14 protein-coding genes are annotated in these 25,021 nt (G+C 34.7%); 4 read left to right on the plus strand and 10 right to left on the minus strand.

All coding sequences use genetic code 11. From position 1 onward, the window contains the following. Positions 1-4 precede the first annotated feature (4 nt). Positions 5-4,693 carry a DUF8693 domain-containing protein gene (locus tag AC3E9W_RS01475; RefSeq protein WP_488766443.1) on the minus strand — a complete coding sequence of 1,563 codons (4,689 nt, stop codon included), beginning with the start codon at positions 4,691-4,693 and terminating at the stop codon, positions 5-7. A 280-nt stretch (positions 4,694-4,973) separates the two neighbouring features. Here AC3E9W_RS01475 and AC3E9W_RS01480 point away from each other — a divergent pair, with 280 nt between their 5' ends. Both AC3E9W_RS01480 and AC3E9W_RS01485 read left to right on the plus strand, forming a co-directional pair. Then, positions 4,974-5,456 carry a regulatory protein RecX gene (locus AC3E9W_RS01480; protein WP_488766444.1) on the plus strand — a complete coding sequence of 161 codons (483 nt, stop codon included), beginning with the start codon at positions 4,974-4,976 and terminating at the stop codon, positions 5,454-5,456. A gap of 385 nt (positions 5,457-5,841) precedes the next feature. Beyond that, positions 5,842-10,395 carry a DUF8693 domain-containing protein gene (locus AC3E9W_RS01485; RefSeq protein ID WP_488766446.1) on the plus strand — a complete coding sequence of 1,518 codons (4,554 nt, stop codon included), beginning with the start codon at positions 5,842-5,844 and terminating at the stop codon, positions 10,393-10,395. A 73-nt stretch (positions 10,396-10,468) separates the two neighbouring features. Here the strand turns inward: AC3E9W_RS01485 and AC3E9W_RS01490 are convergent, their stop codons facing one another. The 9 genes from AC3E9W_RS01490 to AC3E9W_RS01530 form a co-directional block, all read right to left on the minus strand. Next, positions 10,469-11,605, minus strand: a complete 1,137-nt coding sequence (locus AC3E9W_RS01490; RefSeq protein ID WP_488766448.1) for an aminotransferase class I/II-fold pyridoxal phosphate-dependent enzyme — start codon at positions 11,603-11,605, stop codon at positions 10,469-10,471. A 73-nt stretch (positions 11,606-11,678) separates the two neighbouring features. Next, complete coding sequence (locus AC3E9W_RS01495; protein WP_488766449.1) at positions 11,679-12,317, minus strand: NAD(P)H-binding protein; 639 nt, start codon at positions 12,315-12,317, stop codon at positions 11,679-11,681. A gap of 190 nt (positions 12,318-12,507) precedes the next feature. Beyond that, complete coding sequence (locus tag AC3E9W_RS01500) at positions 12,508-12,789, minus strand: FoF1 ATP synthase subunit delta/epsilon (protein WP_177211684.1); 282 nt, start codon at positions 12,787-12,789, stop codon at positions 12,508-12,510. A gap of 81 nt (positions 12,790-12,870) precedes the next feature. Beyond that, positions 12,871-14,382: a F0F1 ATP synthase subunit beta gene (atpD, locus tag AC3E9W_RS01505; RefSeq protein WP_091489608.1), complete on the minus strand. Its 1,512-nt coding sequence runs from the start codon at positions 14,380-14,382 to the stop codon at positions 12,871-12,873. A 240-nt stretch (positions 14,383-14,622) separates the two neighbouring features. Beyond that, on the minus strand, positions 14,623-16,092 hold the full coding sequence (locus AC3E9W_RS01510; RefSeq protein WP_488766450.1) for an SGNH/GDSL hydrolase family protein: 1,470 nt from the start codon (positions 16,090-16,092) through the stop codon (positions 14,623-14,625). A 49-nt stretch (positions 16,093-16,141) separates the two neighbouring features. Next, positions 16,142-18,931 (minus strand): TonB-dependent receptor domain-containing protein, encoded by a 2,790-nt coding sequence (locus AC3E9W_RS01515; protein ID WP_488766452.1) that lies wholly within the window; start codon positions 18,929-18,931, stop codon positions 16,142-16,144. Between the two features lie 309 nt (positions 18,932-19,240). After that, positions 19,241-21,091, minus strand: coding sequence for a glutamine--fructose-6-phosphate transaminase (isomerizing) (gene glmS, locus AC3E9W_RS01520; RefSeq protein WP_456894518.1), 1,851 nt, complete (start codon positions 21,089-21,091; stop codon positions 19,241-19,243). Positions 21,092-21,100: 9 nt separating this feature from the next. Then, entirely contained in the window at positions 21,101-22,732 is a 1,632-nt protein-coding gene (bamH, locus tag AC3E9W_RS01525) for a BamH family beta-barrel-assembly machinery protein (RefSeq protein WP_488766453.1), read from the minus strand. A gap of 22 nt (positions 22,733-22,754) precedes the next feature. After that, on the minus strand, positions 22,755-23,561 hold the full coding sequence (locus AC3E9W_RS01530; protein WP_306153700.1) for a glycogen/starch synthase: 807 nt from the start codon (positions 23,559-23,561) through the stop codon (positions 22,755-22,757). A 77-nt stretch (positions 23,562-23,638) separates the two neighbouring features. Between AC3E9W_RS01530 and panC the strand changes: the two genes are divergently transcribed. Further along, positions 23,639-24,517, plus strand: coding sequence for a pantoate--beta-alanine ligase (panC, locus tag AC3E9W_RS01535; RefSeq protein ID WP_488766455.1), 879 nt, complete (start codon positions 23,639-23,641; stop codon positions 24,515-24,517). A 14-nt stretch (positions 24,518-24,531) separates the two neighbouring features. Further along, complete coding sequence (panD, locus tag AC3E9W_RS01540; RefSeq protein WP_008465481.1) at positions 24,532-24,882, plus strand: aspartate 1-decarboxylase; 351 nt, start codon at positions 24,532-24,534, stop codon at positions 24,880-24,882. Positions 24,883-25,021: the final 139 nt, after the last annotated feature.

Below are 25,021 nucleotides of genomic sequence, written 5' to 3' on the forward strand. Positions count from 1 at the left end.
TTTATTATAGATTAGAAAAGATAACTTTCTTAGTAAAAGTATGTCCGTTTTCTAAAGTTATTTTTACCAATATAACCTGATCAGAAGAATGTAAATTTGTGATTTGCAACTCTGAAGCATTCACTTTGTTATTACTGTATAACTGCTGTGCTCCAACATTAAAAATATTTACTTCTTTTATCGTTTCTTTAGACGAAGTAATTTTTACAGCTTTGTCTTTAACCGAAACTAAAACTGCATTTTCAAGATTTTCAAAATCACCTGTTCCTAACGTTTTATTGGTATAACGAAGAGTAAAACGATTTATATTTGTCGTTGCCTCACTAAAGAAAGTATAATTTTCTTTTCTTAGATCTACTATTTTGCCTGTTAATTTATCTTCTAAATACACTTCCTGAGTGTCAAAGAATCCGTCTGCATGGTCAATAGAAATTGTAAAATTACGATCGCCTTTATCATCAACGTTACTTCTATATCCTAAAGGAATTACTTCTGCATTATCAAAAGGAAGTGCACGGCCTTGAATAGTTAATTTTTTAGATTCATTAATAGTATAAAAATCAATAAAAGAGTTTCCTTCCATTGTTTCAGCATCATAAATCACATCATTCTGATTTGTTGCTCCTTCAACATAACCGATCAACAACTGTTTGAAAACTTTTGAGTTTGCAATATTCAGCCATAGACGATTTTTTTCGCTTTTAGCTACTTCAGAAGTTTTATAAAATTGTGTATTATCTGAACTTCCTTTACGAAGACCGTTATTAAATTTAATTTCAGTTGCATTTTTTGGCGCTATTGTAAAAAAGGCTTGCCCTGCACCAATAAAACCGTCAAATTCATCTGTACCGGAAACTGGTTCACCAGTTACTCTTGTTGAGCCTACTCCATTAAAGACAACAAAATCGGCACTAAGATATTGGAAGGTGTTAGTTCCTGGAATGATTTCTGGAGGAAGACCATGTGCCCAAAAGTACAATGCTCCTATGTGATCTTTGTTCTCTAGCAACAACTTACCTGCGTCTACCGAAGAAGGATAAGGATTACCAATCAAATTTAATTTTTCTTCTACTACCGGAACTGTTACATTACCATTGTTTGGCACTCCAACAAATGTACCTTCAAATGTACTAGGAGATACTAAATCAAAATACTGTGGTGCTCTAATACAATAACCTTTTCCTTTTGTCATAATTTCTACACCATTGCTACTAAGAATCCATGATTCTGTAACAGGATCCCAGTGATGGAATTTATCCCACAAAGTACTAGAAGAAAACTTGTACATGCTCATAGTTGCATCAGTTACCGGACTTGCCCAGTAAACTACATCATAACGGGTCAAATTAACCGACCTTTTGTAAGAAATATTACCAGAGTTTACAGCATTATCACCCTGTAATAAACTTGAACCATTTTCAAAAACCAAATTACCATTACTTGTTATACTGTTTGTAACGGTGAAAGTCATGTTAGAAGGAATTATAACTGGATTTGGACTAATAATTTCTAAAGAACATATTGTTAAACTTACAGTACTTGCTGAAAAAGGCTGGCTTGGCGTAACAGACAAAATCCTAGCAGTTTTGTTTCCAGTTAGATCATCTTTTGGATTACCGTTTGACCACCCTGAACCGTTCCATTCTGTAATAGATCTGAGGTCTGATATGGTCACATCTACTGTACTTGAAATACAAGATGAGCTATTATTTGTAACCGTGAAATGATATGTTCCTGCTTCTAAACTTTCAATAGTCAGTGTCGTTTCATTAGTTACACGATTATGAGTCTTTGTCCCCATTTGACCTGTTTGATTAACTGTCCAGTCTGCCGATGGCAAATTACTCAGTGTAATTGTTCCTAAATTGCCACAATATATATTTGTAAATGAAGTTGATGGCGTTGTAGGTTTTTGGTTTACAGTAACAGTCAGCGTAAAAGGTACTCCTGTACAAGTTCCTGTTATTGGCGTTACTGTATAGGTGGCAGTTTGAGCTGTTGCTGTTGTATTTGTTAGTGTACCCGTAATATTATCTGCTGCAACGGCATTTGCCGCTCCTCCTGTAATTGATCCCGCTGTTACAGACGGTGCTGTCCAAGTGTATTTTGTATTATTTGGTATTGTTCCGTTTGTAACATCGACTGGTGTAACAGAGAAAGCTGCTCCTGAACATGCATTACTTGTCATTGTATTAATTGTCGCTGATGTTACATCAACCATGACTGGTGTTGAATAAACTGTCGCACCACCACAACTTGCTGCAACACGATAATATGTTTTTGCAGTTTGGGTAGTTGTAAATGTTGATTTAGAATTTGCCGTATCTAAATAGTATATATTAACATTGTCAATAACATGATAATCATTTACATCTCCCGTACGTGCTGAAAATTTGAATTTCCAATTTGATTTATCAGAAGATAGATAAGCTGCTGGCAAAGCTAAATTAGACACAATAACAGTTCCTCCTATAGTAAGATTTAAGTATCCTTTATCACTAACGCTCATAACAACATTCCTAAGTGAACTTGTTCTTAAATTAAAAGGTGCATTTATAGCACTATTAAAAATGCTGTTCCCATTATATGTTATTCTAACACGACTTCCTGATTGAACTCCTTCATTATCATAGGTGTCAAGTTGCAAAACAATTCCAGAACCCTCACCACTTTCTCCCCCACCAGTACTATTAGCGATGTTTGAAGCATAACTTAAACTGATACCATCAGCACCATTACCTCCGTAAATTTTATAATCGAAAGATGCCGAAAATGTATTAATATTTACACCAGGCATTTTTTGAATTACAAAACCTCCCGTATAACCAGTCCCTAATGTTGTCAAAAATAGTTCACCACCAGATATAGAAGTATTATTTCCGTAAAGACTAATCTCTCCAACATTAGTATTCGCAGATTGATTTGCCGCAAAAGCACTGCTAAAAAAAGCTGTTGGAGTAGGTGTTGCACTTGTCCAAGGAGCATTACCGTCAGTAGAAGTTTGCCAAACGTAAGATGTACCTTCAGCCATCGTATTTTGCAATGACAAAGTAAAAGGTGCATTAGGACAAACTGTCGATGCAGTAGTTAATGTATTACCAGGGGCATTTCCTACACACGCTTCTAAAATAGTAATATTATAATCCTGAATCTGCCCAGTACTTCCTGAAAGCGCACAAGGATTATTATTATAACCAGAACTTCGACGAGCAACGACTCTCATTTTTGTTGCTCCTGCAGTTGAACCAGAACCAGATGGAATTTGCAAATAAATTGAAGTCGCTTTTCCATCAGTACCAGAAGAAGATCTTATAGTACCAATTGCATACGGCCCTTCTGTAGAATCATCGAAATCTCCATCTCTATTCCAATCAAAGTAAGCCGTATAATAACTATTAACATCTCCATTGGTATACCCTTTCACAGTTAGCTCATAAAATTGACCTTTTGAAACACTAGCAGCTGGCACATTTGAATAGTAAATATAAGGTGCTGTAGACGAAGCTGAAGTTGCATTATTGATCGTGCCAAATAGAACATTTGTAATGGCTGTAACTGATGAGAAAGTAGTACAAGTGCTTGAACTTACATTTATTGTACCAGTAGTTGCAGTAAAATAAGTGTCATTTTTATTTTGTGCTGTAGAACTCGAACTTCCCCAAGAAGTTGGAACCACTTGATTACCGTTTAGAGTTAGAGTATTGGCGCTATGTGTTACTGTACCCAAATCTGCCTTTACTCCTGAATTTATAACTAGGGCCCCTCCTACTGCAGTAGTTCCAGAAAAGAACTTAGTCCCGCTTCCAGCTAATGTTAAGTTATTAAAGTTTGAAACATTAAAAGATTGGTTATTATTATTACCATTTAAAGTTACTGTAGCTGTACCTGCATTAAATGTTCCTGCATTCGTAAAATTTCCTGCAATAGTCAAGTTATTATTGCCAGCCGATAAACCTCCTCCTATTATTGATAAATTACCATTTATTGTTAGTCCTGTTCCTAATGTAGTTGTTCCAGAAGCAATTGTTAAATTATTAAATGAAGTAAATAATGTCGATGGTAAGGTATTGCTAGCGCTCATTATTACAGTACCTCCACCTGGATTCCAAGAATTTCCTGACACCGTTGTAACAATTATGCCACCAGAAATGTTCATTGTTCCTCCTGCGTTCATATTGATTATACCAGCTGCTTTTGTTCCCGTATTTGGATTTCCTACATTTAAACTACCTGTATTAAATACTGCTCCACTTGAAAAAGTTATTGTACCTGTTCTAGCTGTCTGACCATTTCCTCCAAATGTGGAATTTCCAGAAACTGCTAATGTAAAAGCACCACTAAAATCAATCGCACCAAAATTATTACCTCCATCAAACCCAGGACTTCCCACTTGTAATGTAGCACAAGCAGAATTGGTATTAACAGTTACAGTATAACCTCTTTCAATAATAACTATGTCTCCAACACCTGGAAACCTTCCTACCGGCACTTGATTTCCTCCGCTTTCATAAGACCAAGTTGATCGAGCATTCCAATCACCTGATCTTCTAGAATAAAATGTATCTGCATTAGCAAAAGAAACCATAAAAAACATCCCCACACACAGCAGTCTTAAACTTGGTGTACACAATCCTTGGGGTAAAGATTTAGAGGAAATGAAGAATAAAAACGAGTAAAGTAATTTTCTCATCATATAACAGTAGGTATTTGTTTTAAATTTGTTTTTGGTTTGCTTAAAGCAAAAAAGGCATTTCTTCCAAAAAAAGCTAATGCTCTTTTGGTAATTCTCTGAAAACTAAAATGTTAAATTCTCGACTTTGAGTCAGAATCTAAAATTGTTAAAATTCCGTACAAAAATATTTAAATTAGCCTAATACACAAGGTTATAATTTATTTCTTTTTATAAAATATTAACAAATTTCAGAATTATTTTATAACTAATTGAGCATAACTGAATTTAAACGTTAAAACGAATGAAAAAACCGACGAACAGCACTTTTACCATCAAAGAAGCTTTACAAAAACTAGAGCATTTTTGTGCTTACCAAGAGCGCTGTCATAACGAAGTTGTTGATAAATTATATAGCTTAAAAATGACTCGTGACGAAATCGACTATATTGTAGTTCAGCTCATTGAAGGGAATTTTTTAAACGAAACTCGTTTTGCTTGTAGCTTCGCACGAGGCAAACACAGAATAAAACATTGGGGAAAAATTAGGATTACAAATGAGCTAAAAATGAGAAATATTTCATCAACGAATATTTCTTTGGCTTTGAAAGAAATTTCAACTGAAGAATATTTTGAAACTTTCGAAAATCTAGCAGAAAGATCTTGGAATAGCATTTCGGAAACTAACCTTCTCAAAAAACGTAAAAAATTCTGCGACTATATGCTTCGCAGAGGTTTCGAAAGTAATTTGGTTTACGACAAAGTAAAAGAATTGGAAGAAAACTAAATTCTTTTCCATCTCTCAAAAGACTGTTTCCTGTTTCTCTCCAAACTGCAGTAAATTTCTTTCATAACCTCCACAACTTCAAGTTATAAATTATTCCGTTTTTGAAGAATTTATAGCATATCTGACGTTTTTTAGTCGAAATAGTCAAAAAACAATCTCAAAAACCTTAATTATTTACGATTATTCTTATATTATTTTTGAACATTTTATAAGAATTATTATCGAACATTAAAATTCTTAATGCAGTTCATCGACTATTTTAACAATTCATCGATTATATAGGGGTTCGCAAAACCCTAACAATTTACAGCTCGTAGATGTATCTATCTTTGCCGCGGTTCGAAAGTTCTATGCCAGCATAACAAATTGATAGAAAACATTTAACATGAAAAAAACTTTACTTTTATTCTTATTGTTGCCTTTTTTAACGTTTGCTCAAAATGTAGATTTAGCCACTTGGGCTTTAACGTCCAATGGAAATGTAACCACTAATCAAAGTTATGTGCAACCTGGCACATTTACTACCTACCAAAATCCAATAACATACGGAAGTACTGGAGCTTTGGCTAATGGTTGGGATAATTCAAATTTTGAACATTATCGATATCTTGAAATTTCTATTTCAGCAACAGCAGGAAATGCAATTTGGGTAACAAATTTGATGTTTCAGCAAGCAAGTATTGCAAATGGAAGCACACCTGGCCCTTCATCATATTTGGCAAAATATTATATTTCAGAAAACGGAAATGTTCCTGGAGAATATAACTTTTATTATACTAATAGTACAACGCTTGTACCAGAAGAATCAATTTCTGGAAATACTAATAAAACTATTAAAATCAATCAATCTCTTAGTTCTAACCAAAGATTGATTGTACGATTGTATACAAAAGGAAATGACTATAATGGCATCAAATGGCAATTTCTAGCCAATACATTAAAATTTACAGGAAGGTTAATGACCCCTTTATCTGGTGATTACATAATTGGAACTGCTGCAAATGCGGATTTCCCAACTTTAACATCAGCAATCAACACTTTAAATAATTTTGGAATTTCTGGTCCAGTAAATTTTTTATTAGACAACACGACTTACAATCGAGGCAATGGCGAAATTTTCCCTTTAGTCATTAATCCTTTTACAAATAATGGCACCTATAAAGTGACTATTAAACCCAATGCAGGTAGAAATGTTACTATAGAATCTACAAACTCTCCTTCAACAACTTCAACACCAGCAGTTTTTAAATTGAACGGAGTTGACAACATTACTATTGACGGAAGCAATAATGGAACTTCAACAAAAAACTTAACTATTTACAACAACAACCCTCTTAATCAAAAAAGATCTGTAATATGGGTTGCGAGTCAAAATAACAGCAACGGCGCATCAAATAATGAATTTAAAAACCTAAACTTAAATCAAAATCATCGCAATGATGATCTTTCGATGGGAGTTTTCTTAGGAGGCTCACAAAATTTAGGAGATGTTGCCGAGGCAGCAAATTCAAACAATATAATTTTAAACAATACTTTTACAAGAGTTGGGCAAGCTGTTTATGCACTTGGAAATTCTTCTGCTCTTTCTACTTCGATAAAAGTTCAAAACAATACTATTGGCTCTGGTACAACTGCGGAGAAACCATTTTTAGGAATTTATTTTTCTAATATGAATACCTACGAAATTTCTGGAAACACCATAAACGGCATCGATAAAAGAACAACAGCATACAATCCTGTACATTCTGGAATTATCGTTTTAGGAAACAGTAATGGTAAGATATTTAACAATACAATAGCTAAAGTTACCAATACTGAAGCAAACGGATATTGTGCTGGAATATATATTGACAGCGGAAACAATATAATTTATAACAACATCATTAGCGGAGTATCTTCTGCTAATGCTTCATCTCCTGGGCAAGGTATTTACCTGAATTCTGGAAGCTCTAACAAAGTTTATTACAACACCATTGTAATGAATGATGATATTAATGTAAGTGGCTCTTCTTGTTTATACATTGCAAGTGGTGTAAGTAATCTGGGAATCAAAAACAATATTTTTAACAGCACTCAAAGTAATGGAAATCAATATTTAATAAATTCTGATGCTGCTGAAAGTTCTATTACAGAATTTGATTATAACAATTATTATCTAAGCACACTTGCTTCAAAACTGAGAAATAAATTAGCTTCAGGTCCTTTTGTTGATTTAGCTGGATGGAAAGGTTTTAACTCACAAAAAGAACAGCATTCAATTGCAGTTGAGCCAAAATATATTTCTCCGACAGATTTTCACTTAGCTCAAAATACAACAAATTCGCTAATTCATGCAAAAGGAACGCCAATAGCAACTTATACAACTGATATTGATAACGAAACAAGAAGCAATAGCACACCAGACATGGGAGCTGATGAAATAATCATCTGCGAGCAAGGTGACCAACAAGCTTTTGGGGTTAACTCATGGATTGGGTATGTATATAAATGGTCAGGAAATACTGCCCCAAATCCTGCACTTGCTTCTGCTCCTGCTACAGCAACAAACGTTTTTATAGGAAATGTTACCGAACAAGCAACATTTGATAGAAATGTAGGAAGTGGGCAAGTTGCTGGCGCTACAACAAATATCTGTGGCACACCACCGTCTGACAAATTTTTTGTACGATATAAAATGCGTACGACAGCAACTGTAGCAGGGCAATACAATATAACTCTTGCAGGGGATGACGGAATTAGACTTTATATTGATGATAAACTAGTTCTAACACGTTGGAACGATCATAGTTATGTAGTAGATGCTGCATTAGTAACTTTAACGGATGGCGCGCACGAGTTTGTATTAGAATATTATGAAAATGAAGGTTCTGCTAGAACTACATTTTTAATGGGACTGACAAAAGGAGACCAAACTCTACCTTATGGTAAAAAAGTATGGAATGTTTACGGTTTCACCAAAAATGATCTAAACCTAAACAATGTAGTCTACGCAGGAAATTACGTTGATACAAACACAAATGTAGATTCAAGAAATTACTGGCCAGTAGGAAAGTCGCCATCTTCAGCAACAAATTGGCAAGGTGCGACATTACAGGATGATAATTTTACTGTGTCATACAGACGTGAAGGATTTACATGTGGCCAATATCAAATACAAGTCGCAAATTATGATGATGCTGTACAAATTTATCTGAATGAAGCGGCAACTCCTATATTTAACAAATCAGGATACACCAACACTCCAGAATTAACCGAAAATGGAAAGATTTATACTTTAAACAGCTCATCTAAAATTGAAGTTCGTTTTAGAGAAGATGCTGGAAATGCAAATGTTGCCGTAAATTTCCTTAAAGTTGAAACTATTTATGACGGAACTGGAACCCCACCAAGTGGAGCAGGCATAACAGTTAATGCTAACACTATCTTAAATTCAGACCTTACTGTTTGTTCTTGTACAATTAACAATGGGGCTACTTTAACAGTTAAAAAAGATGTAACTTTAACTGTCGACGAAGATATAAATGTAATTGGTTCAGGAAAACTATTGATTTTAGATGGAGGTTCATTGCTTCAAACTTCAACAAGCAGCAACATGTTTACTGGAGGAGCAAATACGTTTGAAATACAAAGAACAACCAATGTAGTTCGTTATGACGTGACATATTGGTCGTCACCCGTAGCCAATTTTTCATTGCACGATTTGTCTCCAGACACTTTGTGGGATAAATATCATTACTGGAATCCGACTAATGAAAGCTGGGTTCTTAATCCGAACGGAATAGAGAAAATGGCGGCAGGTAAAGGATATAGCATTAGAGCGCCACAAACACACGATCTTACTATTCCTGCCGATTTTACTGCAAAATTTACAGGAAAACCAAATAATGGAGATATCCCAGTATCGCTAGTAAATGGACATTTAAATCTACTAGGAAACCCATACCCATCTGCTATTGATGCCGAAAAATTTATTAGAGACAACGGAGATATAGGAGCTTTATACTTCTGGTCACATAATACACCGCCAAAGATTATAGAAGGAACCAACACATTTAGTTATGATAGTGCCGATTTTGCCGTTTTTACATTGACTGGGCAAACTCAGCCTTCTCCAAAAGGACAAGTTCCTAATGGTTATATTGCAACTGGACAAGGCTTCTTTATTGAACCTAAAGTAAGCACTGCTTTATTTACAAACGCGCAAAGAGTGAAAGCTAAAAACACATCATTCTTTAAGACGACAGAGAGCACTAGCGAAATAGAAAAAAATCGTCTATGGTTAAATTTAACCAATACGAAAGACGTATTTAAACAGATACTTGTAGGATATGCAACTGGAGCAACAAATGGATTAGATCATAATTATGACGCTGAAACAATGAGCAGTAACTCTTATGTTGATTTTTACAGCATAAACGAAGCTACGAGTTTAACCATTCAAGGACGCGCGTTGCCTTTTGATAACACAGATACTGTTCCTCTAGGCTTTGAAGTCAATGCTGAAGGTGAGTTTACAATTTCAATTGACCATGCAGATGGATTTTTTAATAACCAGGCCGTTTATTTGGAAGATAAAACAACAGGCAAGATAACAGACCTTCGCACCACAAATTATACCTTCAAAACTACTGCTGGAACCTTTACAGATCGTTTTGTTTTGCGTTATACAAACAAAACTTTAGGCACAGACGATTTTGAAAATATAGGAAATAATGTTTTAGTTTCAGTAAAATCAAAAGTAATAAATCTGACTAGCGGAACTGAAAACATTAAAGAAACACAGATTTATACTATCGGAGGCCAATTGCTTTACAGCAAAAATAAAATTGAAGCAAAAGAATTAAAAATTGAAAACTTACATTCTAGCAATCAGGTTTTATTAGTAAAAGTAATTCTAGAAAATGGTCACACAGTCACGAAAAAAATCATTTTTAATTAATAGCAAAAACCCATCGTAATAGATGGGTTTCTTGTTTTTATTCTTTATCTAAATTAAAACTCTTGTTTCGTATTTAAAAGATAAAATCTCTAACCAATTCCAAAACCTCATTAATTTCTTCTTGAGAATTATAACTGTGAATGCAAAAGCGAAGACGCTCCTGACCTTCTGGAACTATTGGAGAAAGTACAGCCTGGATATCAAAACCCTTGTCGTGAAGTTGCTGTGTCAGCTTTTTCACATTATCATTTCCTGGAACAATAGCAGAATGTATGGGTGATTTACTGTGAACAAACATTGGTTTTAATCCCAGCAAATTTTTCTGCTGATTAAAAAACACAATATTTTGACGAAGCTTTTCAATAGCTTCTTTTTCTATTTCCAATTGCTGATAAGCTGTAAAAATTGTGGCAACCGCATGAGGAGACAAAGCAGTAGTATAAATAAAGCTTCTCGCAAAATTGATTAGATAATCTTTAAGACTAATACTTCCTAAAATTGCGGCACCTTGGCATCCTAAGCCTTTTCCAAAACTTACGATTCGGGCAAAAATTTTATTATGCAATTGCAGATATTGAGTCAGTCCCTCTCCTTTTTCGCCAAAAACACCCAAAGCGTGAGCTTCATCGACAACGAGATAACAATTGTACTTTTCCGAAAGCTGTATGAGTTCTTCCAAATTCGGACAATCGCCATCCATAGAAAAAACACTTTCTGTTACAATGTAAATCGTGGTATCAGGAAATTTAAGGATATGGTTTTCTAAATCTTCAGTATCGTTGTGAATAAAATGATGCGATTTTGCTCGCGACATTGCAATTCCATCTTTTATAGAAGCATGACATAGTTCATCATACAAAACAACATCATTTTCTTGCGGTATAGCACTAAAAAAACCTAAATTGGCATTGTATCCCGAATTGAAAATTAAAGCCGTTTCTGCCTCATGAAATTCAGCTATATAACTTTCTGCAATTTGACAAAGAGAATGATTTCCTGTAAGCAATCTAGAACCTGTAGCCCCATTTTGAAAAATCTCATTTTCCAATAAATAAGCATGAGTATGTTTGAATAAAGTTTCCGATTTAGAGAACCCGATGTAATCATTAGAAGAAAAATCAATCAGATTATTAAACACAGGCAACTTCTTAAACAAATTATCCTGTTTACAACTTTCTATTTTCCGATTAAGATTTTCTGGCAATTCCATAAAACAAAGTTAGGCAATTCATTCTATAATAAAATAAACAGCGGATTGTAGTCAACCCGCTGTTTTTCTAAATTTAAATAGCACTAATAAAAGGTGATTGTCTACTGTAATTAGACTTCAACATTTCCTTTACCATAAACTTCGAAATATCTAATGCTGTAATTTTATCTCCTAAACAGTCTTCAAGGTTTACCGAGATTTCAGAACTTTCATCAGAAAAAACAATTAACGGAACACGAACTTGTGTCCAATCGACGTCGCTATTTACCAAAAGATCAAAAGTGAATTGTCTGTCTTTTTGAATTTCTGGAAATTTCGTTTTCATCCAGTCGGTTGCCATAATCGTTTTTGGACTTTTTTTATCGAAAGGGGTATCAATATTGAGTCCGGCCAGTAAAACATATCTCTGAATATCATAATTCTTCATAGCTTTCAAAATGTTCTTTGTTGCCTGACTCGCCACCATTGGCTCTCCCGGTCGTTGACCAATAGTGCTTAACACTGCTTGACAATCTTTCAGCAACACATTTATCGATTCTTCATCAATAGCATCTCCTTTAATGATTTCTATTTTTGAACTCTGAATGGTAAAATTATTCGGATTTCTTAGAAGAAGTTTTACACTAAATCCGTTTTCTAATAACTGGTTTACAAGGTATTTTCCAGTTCTTCCGCCACCGCCCAAAACGGCAACTTTTGATATATTTTTCATATCTTTTCTTTATAAAATTTGACATAATTAAATTATGCTTCGTCATTCAAGATGAAGCAAAAGCGCAAAAGCTTACTGAGCTTTTACATTTGATCAAATATTTTATAAAGAGATTCTAATAATTCAAAAGTAATAAAATAAAAAAAGCCAGACAAGAATGTCTGGCTTTTCTGCTTATTTTGAAATCGTCTTAGTCAACTAAAACAATTATCTTATTGTTTTTCATTTCGATTGTTCCTGACTTAATCTCTAAAGTATAAGTTTGATCATTAACTCTCGTAAATTTATCAGCTGCCTCTTTTGAAAAACTGAAGCTTGGAGCTGCAATTTTAATTGTTCCCTCTTCTAAGATAGAAACAATTGGAGCGTGATGATTTAAAATTTGAAAACTACCATTAACTCCTGGTAAAGTAACCGAAGTAACTTCTCCTGAAAATAATTTCGCTTCTGGTGATACTATTTCTAAAATCATTTTTTTTGAGTTATGAGTTATAAGTTATGAGTTATAAGTGAGTAGAAACTCATAATTTATAACTCATAATTCATAATTATATTAAGCTTCTGCCAACATTTTCTCTCCAGCTTCAATTGCATCTTGAATAGAACCTTTCAAGTTGAAAGCAGCTTCTGGAAGGTGATCTAACTCACCGTCGATGATCATGTTAAATCCTTTGATAGTATCTTTAATATCAACTAATACACCTGGAATACCTGTAAATTGCTCTGCTACGTGGAATGGCTGAGACAAGAAACGTTGTACACGACGTGCTCTAGATACTGCAAGTTTATCTTCTTCAGATAACTCTTCCATACCTAAGATAGCGATGATATCTTGTAATTGTTTGTATTTTTGAAGAATCTCTTTAACTCTTTGCGCACAGTTGTAGTGCTCATCACCTAAGATGTGTGGAGTTAAGATTCTTGAAGTAGAATCTAACGGATCAACTGCAGGATAGATACCTAACTCAGCAATTTTACGAGACAATACCGTTGTTGCATCTAAGTGCGCGAAAGTTGTTGCCGGCGCCGGGTCAGTTAAGTCATCCGCAGGAACGTAAACCGCTTGTACAGATGTAATAGATCCTTTGTTTGTAGATGTAATACGCTCTTGCATAGCTCCCATCTCTGTTGCTAGAGTTGGCTGGTAACCTACAGCAGAAGGCATACGTCCTAAAAGTGCTGATACCTCAGAACCTGCTTGTGTAAAACGGAAGATGTTATCAACGAAGAATAATACATCTTTTCCTTGGTCTGATCCAGCTCCATCACGGAAATATTCAGCGATAGATAATCCTGAAAGTGCCACACGTGCACGAGCTCCAGGCGGCTCATTCATTTGTCCGAAAACGAAAGTAGCTTTAGACTCTCTCATTCCTGGCATATCTACTTTAGATAAATCCCATCCTCCATTTTCCATAGAGTGCATGAAATCATCACCGTATTTAATAATTCCTGACTCTAACATCTCACGAAGCAAGTCATTTCCTTCACGTGTTCTTTCACCTACTCCAGCGAATACTGAAAGTCCACCGTGACCTTTTGCGATATTGTTGATCAACTCCTGAATCAATACTGTTTTACCAACACCTGCACCACCAAACAATCCAATTTTACCTCCTTTTGCGTAAGGCTCGATCAAATCGATGACTTTGATACCTGTAAATAAAACTTCAGATGAAGTTGATAAATCTTCAAATTTAGGAGCTTGTCTGTGAATAGGCAAACCGTTTTCTCCAGTTTTAGGCAAATCACCTAAACCATCAATGGCATCTCCAACAACATTAAATAAACGTCCATATACGTCTGGACCGATTGGCATTTGGATTGGATTACCAGTTCCAACTACTTCATATCCTCTTGACAAACCGTCTGTAGAGTCCATAGAGATTGTACGAACAGTGTTTTCTCCAATGTGAGATTGTACTTCAAGAACTAAAATAGTTCCGTCTTTTTTAGTGACTTCTAGTGAATCATAAATTTTTGGAAGTTCAACATCTTTACCGTTGAAAACTACGTCTACTACTGGTCCAATGATTTGAGCAACTTTTCCTATTACTTTTGACATTACTTATGTATTTATTAAATAGCTATTTAGGTTTATCGAAAATACCTCTTTTTTCAGAGCGCAAAGATAATTTTTTAAAATATAAAATCAATTTTTTTTTCATAAAAAATAGCATCATTTTGTTTGATTCATAAAACTTGACCAAAAAACAACAAAAACGGCATTTTTTTTATTAAAAGAAAAAACCGCTGCATTGGTAAAAATGAGCGGTTTTTTGAAATATTTTAAACATATATCCAATTACGGAAGTGTAGCTGGATATTGAATTGGATATTTAGCCAAATCTACATGACGAAGTGTAGAACCGTATTTTTCATTAATGGCATCAATAAAGATATTGGCAATTAACCCATATCCTCTTGCACTTGGATGAACTCCGTCTAAAGAGAAAGCGCCGCCTGTTACATAAGTAGAAGACATTACAAAATTTCCAAATTTCACACCGCCACTTGACAACTGTGTCATTGTTGTTACTGTGTTAACAAATGCCAAGCCTTTTTCATCTGCAATAGCTTTTATTGCAACATTATAAGCATCTGTCGCTTTTTTAACCTCCGCAACTTCGTCTTTTGTCAAAACCCAGTTGTCTGCTAACGGAACAGAAAGTCCATTTACTTTTGTTGCATCACCTCCAACTGCTGTTCCTATGAAAGTTCTTGCAGACAATACTACTAAATCTTCTTTTGTCGCTTGTCTATAAGACGGAAGTCCTGCTGCTGAAAGATTTGTCAAATAGCTGTCTACAATTACTACTGCATTATTTCCTGCTTTAAATGTAATTGTTCTTCTTGTAGCCTCTTCTGCAGAAAGCATTTTAGCCGCTACCAATTGTTGCAGACCAGCATTATATACAGCATAACCCGCATTTAATTGCGTTGCTAAAGCTGCAGAAAGCGGTGCAGGATTGTAAGGAACTGTTGTAAAATAAGGAAGAGTCGTAATATAAGGAAGATTTGCTACTACTCCTTTTGCTCCATTTGCGGTTAAAGTCGTCACCAAATTAGAATAGATATTCTTAAACACTGTTGGATCTGTAATATCATTACTGCCATAAGTTGCTGGATTCATATTTCCTGTCTGATCTTTACCGATTCCGCCAGAAGTTGCATAAGCTAACACATCATTTCCTCCAATAAAAAGAGAAAAGAAAGTTGGAGCCTGAGCCACAGCATCTCCTAAAACTGTAGCAGTAGCCGAACTTGAAAATCTAGCAAAATAAGGATTTGCTGCTCCTGTTGCCGCTCCGGCAACATTTCCATAACCCGGAGCAATCAAATGATAAGATTTTGCCCCTGGAACTCCCATATTATTAAATGTTCCTGTTAGATGATTTGTAATTTCTGTAGTTGGTTTACCCGAAACATTCACAGGAGCTTGACCGTTAAAATATAATCTTGTTCCCGCAACAACATTTCCTCCCAAAAGCAATCCGCCAATATTATCATTCATTAAAGGCTGAGCAAATGCGCCTCCGCCAGCTTCAACAAATTGCTGTGACAAAATATTCACATAGGAATTCTCCTGTCCTTTTTTGAAAAGAGCATTATCACTGTATCCTGCAGCAAAAGAATCCCCAAGCGCAATATATTTGGTAAAAACTGCAGAACCTGGAGTTACAGGAACTTCTGCCGGAGCATCATTATCATCATTATTACATGCTGCCAAGACGGTTAACGAAACCAAAAACAGCCATTTTATATTTTTTTTCATTGTAGTACTTTTTAAATTATTATCTCTTTCATTACAACCCAGCAATCACTTACGGATTAATTGTCCATGAAGCAAACCACATCTGACCAATTGCTCCTGCTCCAATTACTTGAAGATAATCTGATCCAAAAAGATTTGTTGCTCCTACTTTAATAACTGATTTCCATTTTGGAAGTGCATAATTTACCTGAGCATCTAGCACTGTATTTTCTGGAATCATACCATCCCCAAAAGAAGACTCCCATAAATACTCAGAATTCCATCTTACATTCACATTAAAGCCTAAGTTTTTAGTCACTTTTGCATTTCCAAAAGAAGCTTTAATTCTATGTTTTGGCGTATTAAACCCAGCTACGAAATCTGGATCTTCTGACTGATCAAAGTTAAATTGAGAATAATTATAGTTAACTCCTACTTCAAAATCTTTATATACTTTTTTATTTAAACCTGCTCCAAAACCAAAAGAAGAAATCTGAGCTGTCGTATTAGTATATACCTGATACACTCTTCTGTCTCCAAAAGCAAGTGCCTGATACGTTTGCTGCACAGCTGGATTTGTCGGATCTGTACCAACCGTTCCATAGTAAGGAGAAATAACTCTTGCAGTATTCATGAAGTCATTATAAATATTATAATAAGCATTTAAATCTACAGATAAATCGTTTTGAACTACTGTACGATATCCAACTTCAAAAGCCTGAACCTGCTCTGGTTTTACCAATCCAATATCAGCAACTTGAAGATCTCCTGGATTTGCAGAAGCTGCAAACGCCTGAACAGAAGCTACTGTATATGCATTACGATATGCATTTTGTCCTGACATTCCAATTGTAGCTGGCTGACCCGCTGCTTGTCCCGCCGCACTCACATTTACAGTTTCCTGAAAACGATCTAAATTTTCTGGCGCAGAACCAATTAAAGCAAATGGCCCTAGGTCTAAACCAATATATTGATCTTGTGTAGTTGGGTTACGGAAACCTGTTTGATAAGACAATCTGAAGTTATGATTTTTACTTGCTCCAGCAGAATACACAAAAGATACTCTTGGAGAAATATTTCCATCAAAGTTTTGGCTTTTATCGTAACGTAAAGACCCAGTAAATTTCAATCTGTCTTCTAAGAATTTTTTCTGAAGCTGCGCGTAAGCTCCGTATTCTTTATATTCAATTGGACCATCGTAATCTGTAAAAATTGTCCCTTCAGAATCCATTACATATTTTCTCCAAGAACCACCAACTTGAACTTCTGCCCATTTGATAATATCTCTAAAATTATAATTCACATCTGAATGGTATAATTTTGAATGATCAATAAATTTTGCTCCTTGAGTTAAATCTGGATTTGCCACAACTGTAGACAATGCCTGATTAAACTGTGCGCTACCTGGTTCAAATCTTGCAGATCCAGTTGGTTTTGGAAGAAATGAAATTTGCGCCGGCAAAACATTATAATCGGCAAAGTTTCTTGCGATAGCAGCAGATTGATTTGCATCTGTTCCCATCACGGCACCCGCATACTGATAAGCCGTTGCATAGTTTGTAAACCATTCTTGGTCTGATTTTGCAGCTCTGTTTACGTTCCATGCAGCAAATCTCATATCATAAGAGTTTCCTGCATCTTCACTTGTAAAATATATTCTACCAAAAAAGTTTTTACCCTTAACTTCAAATTTACCTTGCTGCATTAAGAAATCTTTTAATGCATATCTGTTTGCTCCTTGATAAATAGTACTTCCTGTACCAATTTTATATTGCAGTATAAATTCTGTATCGTCTGCCCATGGTTTAATATGCGCACTAAAATCAGCTTTCATACTTTGAACTTTATTGTCTGTCAAGTCTTGCTCACGATAACCCGTTCTACTAACTTGCCCTACATTCGGAATAAAAGTAGTAACCTCGTCACCATAAATATTCAATCCGTCATAATTCTGATTCATAGCATGCCCAACAGAACCACCCGTCATACTTCTTGTATCATTTGCAATCCACTCACTTGCTTCCATGTAAGTAAAATTGGCCTTCATTGCAAAGTGTTTTGTAAATGCTTTTGCAGCTCTAATTCCAAAATCATTATAATCATTTGTTCCGGCTGCATCTTGGCTAGTTTGACCATATTTATAGTAAGCCGTTATCCCTTCATTTGTAAACGGACTTTTACTAGTCATAAACATAATTCCGTTAAAAGCGTTTGCACCATAAAGCGCAGAAGAAGCTCCTGGCAAAAGCTCAACACTTGCAACGTCTATGTCTGAAACCCCAATTAAGTTACCCAATACAAAGTTCAAAGCAGGAGAAGAGTTATCCATACCATCTACCAATTGCATAAAACGAGTATTGGCAACAGTAGCAAAACCACGAGTGTTTACTGATTTAAAAGAAATACTGCTCGTATTGAAATTTACTTCTTTTAAATTTTCCAAACCATCATAAAAAGTGGCCGCCGTAGTATTTTTTATCTCCTGAATTCCCATTCTCTCAATTGTAACAGGAGATTCAATTACCCTTTCAGGCGTTCTTGATGCAGAAACTACAATCTCATCCAATTTAGTTTCTTCATCTTTTAAAACAACATTTAATTTTTGATTAGCAGCTGTTACGTTTATCGTTTTAGACTCAAATCCTACTGCAGAAACCTTTACCGAAAAAGGCAGCTTAGAATTGGTAGTCAATTTAAACGATCCGTCGAAATCAGTAGAAGCTCCACTATTTTCTCCGACCACAACAACATTAGCACCTGGAATAGATTGTTTGTTACTGTCTGTAACCGAACCTGTAATTGTATTCTGCGCAAAAGTTACTCCGCTGAATAACAACATAATTAGCAAATAGATTCTCATTAGGGTTAGTTTTTGGATTAGTATATGTAGCCAAAATAAGCAAATATTTTAATATGTATAAAAAAACGTTAAATAAAATTAATATTTAGCATGATTTTTTACAATATTTTAACTATTTGGTAATTGAATTTATTAGAATAAAAACAAAGAAATCAAGAAGAAAAACCAATATACTATGCATACATATAAATTTTCACTAAAAAACTGAAAATTTCATAAAAATACATCCCTTCAAAAAAATTATTGACAATAAAAAAAAGCGAGATGAAAATCTCGCTTTTTTAACATATTTGTATTTCGAAAAATAAACTATTCTACCGTAACAGACTTTGCTAAGTTACGTGGTTGATCCACATTACAGCCTCTCATTACAGCAATGTAATAAGAAAGCAATTGCAGTGGAATTGTCGTTACTAATGGCGATAATGCATCTGAAGTTTCTGGAATTTCGATTACATAATCTGCTAATTCACGAACTTGAACATCTCCTTTTGTCACAACAGCAATAATTTTACCGCTTCTTGATTTAATTTCCTGAATATTACTTACAATTTTATCGTAATGCCCTTGTTTAGGAGCAATGACAATAACTGGCATAAATTCGTCAATTAAAGCAATCGGACCATGTTTCATTTCCGCAGCAGGATATCCTTCAGCATGGATATATGAAATCTCTTTTAGTTTCAGTGCTCCTTCTAATGCCACTGGGAAATTATAGCCACGACCTAAATAAAGACAGTTTGGCGCATCTTTAAAAGCAGCAGCAATTTCTTTAGCTCTAGCATCAGTTTCTAAGGCTTCAGATACTTTCTCAGGAATAATTTCTAATTCTTGAAGATAAGTATGGAAATCTGTATTTGATAACGTTCCTTTTGCTTTTCCTAATCTCAAAGCAATCATCGTTAAAACTGTGATTTGAGTCGTAAATGCTTTTGTTGAAGCTACTCCAATTTCTGGTCCAGCGTGTGTGTAAGCACCAGCATGACTTTCTCTAGAAATAGAAGAACCAACTACATTACAAACTCCAAATACAAATGCTCCGTTTTCTTTTGCCAATTTAATAGCCGCCATAGTATCTGCAGTTTCTCCAGATTGAGAAATTGCAATAACTACGTCATCTTTATTGATAATTGGATTTCTGTATCTAAACTCAGAAGCATATTCTACCTCTACAGGAATACGGGTAAATTCCTCAAAGATATATTCTGCAACTAAACCTGCATGCCAAGAAGTTCCGCACGCAACGATAAGAATTCTTTTTGCATTTAAGAATTTCTCTAGATTATCCTCAACACCAGCCATTTGAACGATTCCTTCATTTGCATGAAGTCTTCCTCTATAAGTATCTTTAATTACACTTGGCTGTTCGTAGATTTCTTTTAGCATGAAATGATCATACCCTCCTTTTTCAATCTGCTCCAAATTCATTTGAAGTTCTTGAATATAAGGATCTACTAAAGAGTCATCCTGAATTTTTCTAATTTTAATTGGCTTATGCAATCTGATATTAGCCATTTCGCCATCTTCTAAATATACCGCATTAGAAGTATATTCAATAAATGGAGAAGCATCAGAAGCAATAAAATATTCACCTTCCCCAACTCCAATTGCTAACGGACTTCCTAATCTTGCCGCTACAATTTCGTTTGGATTTTTTTTATCAAAAACAGCAATTGCATACGCTCCAACAACTTGGTTTAGTGCAATTTGAACCGCTTTACCTAATTTAATATTTTCTTTCTTTTGAACTTCTTCTATTAAATTAACTAAAACCTCAGTATCTGTATCTGACTTAAAAGTATAACCTCTTTTGATAAGCTCCTCTTTTAAAGGTGCATAATTTTCAATAATTCCGTTATGAATGATTGCTAAATCTCCAGAATTCGAAAGATGGGGATGCGAATTCACGTCATTTGGAACACCGTGAGTCGCCCAACGCGTGTGTCCAATTCCAATATTTCCGTTTGTTGTAAAGCCTTCATTTGCTTTAGCTTCAAGATCAGAAACTTTACCTTTTGTTTTGCAAACTTTAATGCTCGACTCGTTATCATACAACATAACGCCCGCACTATCATATCCTCTGTACTCAAGACGCTTTAATCCTTTTATTACAATAGGATAGGCATCTCGGTGACCGATATATCCAACAATTCCACACATATATATTTATTAATTTGGTTTCGTGTAGTAAACTTCAAGTTGCAATCTTTTATCAACTGGAACTGAAGATTTTCCGCCATAAATGACTGTACCCAAAGGACTCATAACTGATGTTCTTGGCGCTGCAGATATAATCTCATTTTTGTTCTTCAACGGATTAAATGCTACAGCAATTGGGCTTTGAGAAACAACCAGTCCTAAATCTACATTTTTAGCCGTAGCATCTTTTATCAGATTACGGAAATGGTTTGTAATTCTAATTTTATAACTTTTTCCTCTTTTATCAGAACCTACGCTAATTAATCCTCCATAAGTAGAAGCTGGATCCGTAGAATAATCTACCAAAACAGCATTATTTGTCAAATCATACAAATAAACTCTATTTGGCTCTTCTGTATTTGCCATTTTCTCAGCATCAATATTAAAAACTAAATTGGCTTCGTTAACTTTCCAATTCTTAACAACAGCATTACTTCTTATCTCATCCAATTGATCAGGAACGCCATTTGCTCCACTTACTGGTTCACCTGCAGCATTATAGCTTAATACATCTGTTGGATTAAAAAGTTTTATAACTGCAACAGATCCCTGGCCTCCTTTTAAATACAGTTTTTCGTCTCCTTCTGTCTTATTTACATTGGTGGTTATAGCGCTTGCATAATCTGGGTTTCGAGCATCTTCAAGAAAATTAACTGTCCCAGATGTAGCTGAAGAAACACCTTTCAAATTCAAAACAATAGTCTTATTTTCGGTAGCAGCGGCATCATCGGCTGTAGATGCTGTTTTAGCTTTGTAATAAACTGTAATCGTTCCAGCGCTAAAATCCATCAATGCCATATTGCTAGGGTTTGATCCAGACCTTTCTACATTAAAGTACAAACCTCTAAAGTATTCTTGAAAAACATCTTCTGTTGCAAGCTTAGAAGAAGGGGCATTTAATATTTTATCTTGAAAAAACTTCTTGTTTAAGTGCAAACGCATTTCAGGCTTTACCCTTGTGATTGTTTTCTTACCATCCGTCGTAATACTATCTTTATACTCTGCTGCACTGAAAAAGAATTCGTCATTTTCAAGCTTATTAGCAATATTATCATTTAATCTTTCCCCTACTTTTTTACTATTAAATTCAGTATTTTGATCTGTATAGTAATATTGTGGCAGTTGACCTCCTCCACTAAAGTAACTACTTCTCATCTGGATTCCAGACTCATAAACACTTAACTTCAGCTTCCCGTTTTTATTTCCATAGATAGAATCTAGCTCGTACGTATTATTACCACTATTATCAGTAGCGGTGATATGACTGAAATAAGGAATCTGTATTCTAACACTGTCAATTACAGGAGATTCGCCAATTGTTGGAGCATAAGATGCAAGTCCTACTTGAGCTACAAAATTTGCAGTTGTAGTTCCAAAAAGCGGATTATCAAAAATACCAAGAGCATTTGGCGTCATGCTATTTGACTGAACTGGAGTCACTTCTTGATTAAATGCTAAAACATCATATTTTTCAGCCTCAAGTCCAAAATGATCATCACCAACCAAACCATCACCAATCGCATTAAAATCTTTGTCGCAAGAATATAGAGAAATAGCAATTACAGCTAAAAAAGCTTTCTTAATAAAAGAAGTTTTATACATGTCTAATAATAAAAATTAAAATTTAAAGTCCAAATGTTCTATAGAAGTTGGTGTAAGCATCAGCAAACCCATCTTTCCCGGCGAAAGGTAAAAAAGGTTTTCCTGAAGATTCTATAAATTTTGTTAAACTTGGAGAAACATTCTCTGACGCAATAATCACACCGTCTGAATGTAAAATACTGGCTTTTAAAACATTCTCGTAATTTGGAACTTCTAAGTCTGAAACCGCTTCATGAGGAACACCATCAAACTTAACTTTATTGATCATTTCTAAATCTAGGTTTTCATCAAATGATTGACCATAAACAGAAGTAATAATTTTAGTTTCAGAAAACAAGGCTTCATGTTTATAGTAATGTTTCATATAAATTGGAAGCATTGCAGCCAACCATCCATGAACATGTATAATATCAGGAACCCAGTTCAACTTTTTTACCGTCTCTACAACGCCTTTTGCAAAGAAAATTGCTCTTTCGTCATTATCTGGATATAAAGCGCCCTCTTCATCAGTAAAGGTTGCTTTACGTTTGAAATATTCATCATTATCAATAAAATAAACCTGGATTCTTTCTTTCGGAATCGATGCTACTTTAATAATCAATGGCATATCTAAGTCATTCACTACCAAATTCATCCCTGAAAGTCTAATCACTTCATGTAATTGATGTCTTCTCTCATTTATATTCCCATATCTTGGCATGAAAATTCTTATCTGACCGCCTTGGTCATTAATCATTTTCGGAACGTCATAAGACATTAAAGAAACCTCATTTTCAGCCAAATAAGGCACGACTTCAGATGATACATATAATATCCTCTTATCTTTCATAATAGTATTTTACTTAATTTTGGTAATAAAAACGTCGCAAAATTACAAAAATTTATGCAGTTTATAACTAATATATTATGTTTGCACTAAATTTTAATAATACCTCAATGCATATTTTCTACAGTAAAGCAGCCTTGATAGCCTATCTTAAAACTATCAAAACGGCAAATTCAACCATCGGATTTGTACCAACCATGGGCGCTTTACACCAAGGACATTTGGCTTTAATGCAACGTTCGCTAAAAGAAAACGACGACACAGTAGTGAGCATTTTTGTCAATCCAACTCAATTTAATAATCCAGAAGATTTAGCAAAATATCCGAGAACTCTCGAAGAAGATATTAAGAAAATGCGTACATTAAGTGATAAAATCATTTTATACGCTCCTTCTGTCGAAGATATTTATGAGGGAAATACTGTTTCGCAGACTTTTGATTTTGACGGATTAGAAAACCAGATGGAAGGAAAATTCAGACCTGGGCATTTTAACGGAGTCGGAACAATTGTGAAACGCTTATTTGAAATCGTAACTCCGACAAATGCTTATTTCGGAGAAAAAGATTTTCAGCAGCTTCAGATTGTTAAAAAATTGGTTGAAAAAACGGAATTACCCGTTAATGTTGTCGGCTGTCCGATTTTTAGAGAAGAAAACCAGCTTGCCATGAGTTCTCGAAATGAGCGCCTAACAGCACAGGAAAGAAAAGATGCTTCTATTATTTACAAAACTTTAAGCGAGGCAAAAGAAATTTTCCAGAATCAAAGTCCAGAGGAAACAATCGAATTTGTAGAAAATTCTTTCAAAGACAACAAAGAGTTTGAATTAGAGTATTTTGTTATTGCTGACGAATCAACACTTTTATCTATCAATCAAAAAGAGAATGGCAAAAAATACCGTGCATTTATAGCAGTATTTGTTAATTCTATCAGACTGATTGACACCATTTCATTAAATTAATCTAACTTTGCAGCATGCAAATTCAAGTTATAAAATCTAAAATTCATCGAGTTAAAGTAACCGGAGCCGATTTAAATTATATTGGCAGTATTACTATTGATGAAACGCTACTAGAAGCTTCAAACATTATTGAAGGCGAAAAAGTGTCTATTGTTAACATTAATAATGGCGAACGTTTTGAAACTTACGCTATTAAAGGTGAAAAAAATTCAGGAGAAATTACCCTAAATGGTCCTGCAGCAAGAAAAGTACAGAAAGATGATATCATCATTATCATTTCTTATGCAACATTGGATTTTGAAGAAGCAAAAACCTTCAAACCATGGATTATTTTCCCGAATGAAAATGATAATTCGCTAACATAATACTTTTCATTTTTTGAAAACACATGCTTTGTCCAATATCTTTTGAACAAAGCATTTCTTATTGGTATAAATCAGAAAAGATTTACGCTATACCTCTTTGTTTCCTTTTTTCCTTAACAAAAAGAACAAATAAAGTATT

The organism is Flavobacterium sp. 38, assembly GCF_057799715.1.

Bases quoted from the DNA above. Each gene is read 5' to 3' on its own strand.
- AC3E9W_RS01515 (WP_488766452.1), bottom strand. From the start codon at position 18,931: ATGAGAATCTATTTGCTAATTATGTTGTTATTCAGCGGAGTAACTTTT.
- panC (WP_488766455.1), top strand. From the start codon at position 23,639: ATGTTTGCACTAAATTTTAATAATACCTCAATGCATATTTTCTACAGT.
- AC3E9W_RS01480 (WP_488766444.1), top strand. From the start codon at position 4,974: ATGAAAAAACCGACGAACAGCACTTTTACCATCAAAGAAGCTTTACAA.
- AC3E9W_RS01530 (WP_306153700.1), bottom strand. From the start codon at position 23,561: ATGAAAGATAAGAGGATATTATATGTATCATCTGAAGTCGTGCCTTAT.
- AC3E9W_RS01475 (WP_488766443.1), bottom strand. From the start codon at position 4,693: ATGATGAGAAAATTACTTTACTCGTTTTTATTCTTCATTTCCTCTAAA.
- AC3E9W_RS01510 (WP_488766450.1), bottom strand. From the start codon at position 16,092: ATGAAAAAAAATATAAAATGGCTGTTTTTGGTTTCGTTAACCGTCTTG.
- panD (WP_008465481.1), top strand. From the start codon at position 24,532: ATGCAAATTCAAGTTATAAAATCTAAAATTCATCGAGTTAAAGTAACC.
- bamH (WP_488766453.1), bottom strand. From the start codon at position 22,732: ATGTATAAAACTTCTTTTATTAAGAAAGCTTTTTTAGCTGTAATTGCT.
- glmS (WP_456894518.1), bottom strand. From the start codon at position 21,091: ATGTGTGGAATTGTTGGATATATCGGTCACCGAGATGCCTATCCTATT.
- AC3E9W_RS01485 (WP_488766446.1), top strand. From the start codon at position 5,842: ATGAAAAAAACTTTACTTTTATTCTTATTGTTGCCTTTTTTAACGTTT.
- AC3E9W_RS01495 (WP_488766449.1), bottom strand. From the start codon at position 12,317: ATGAAAAATATATCAAAAGTTGCCGTTTTGGGCGGTGGCGGAAGAACT.
- AC3E9W_RS01490 (WP_488766448.1), bottom strand. From the start codon at position 11,605: ATGGAATTGCCAGAAAATCTTAATCGGAAAATAGAAAGTTGTAAACAG.
- atpD (WP_091489608.1), bottom strand. From the start codon at position 14,382: ATGTCAAAAGTAATAGGAAAAGTTGCTCAAATCATTGGACCAGTAGTA.
- AC3E9W_RS01500 (WP_177211684.1), bottom strand. From the start codon at position 12,789: ATGATTTTAGAAATAGTATCACCAGAAGCGAAATTATTTTCAGGAGAA.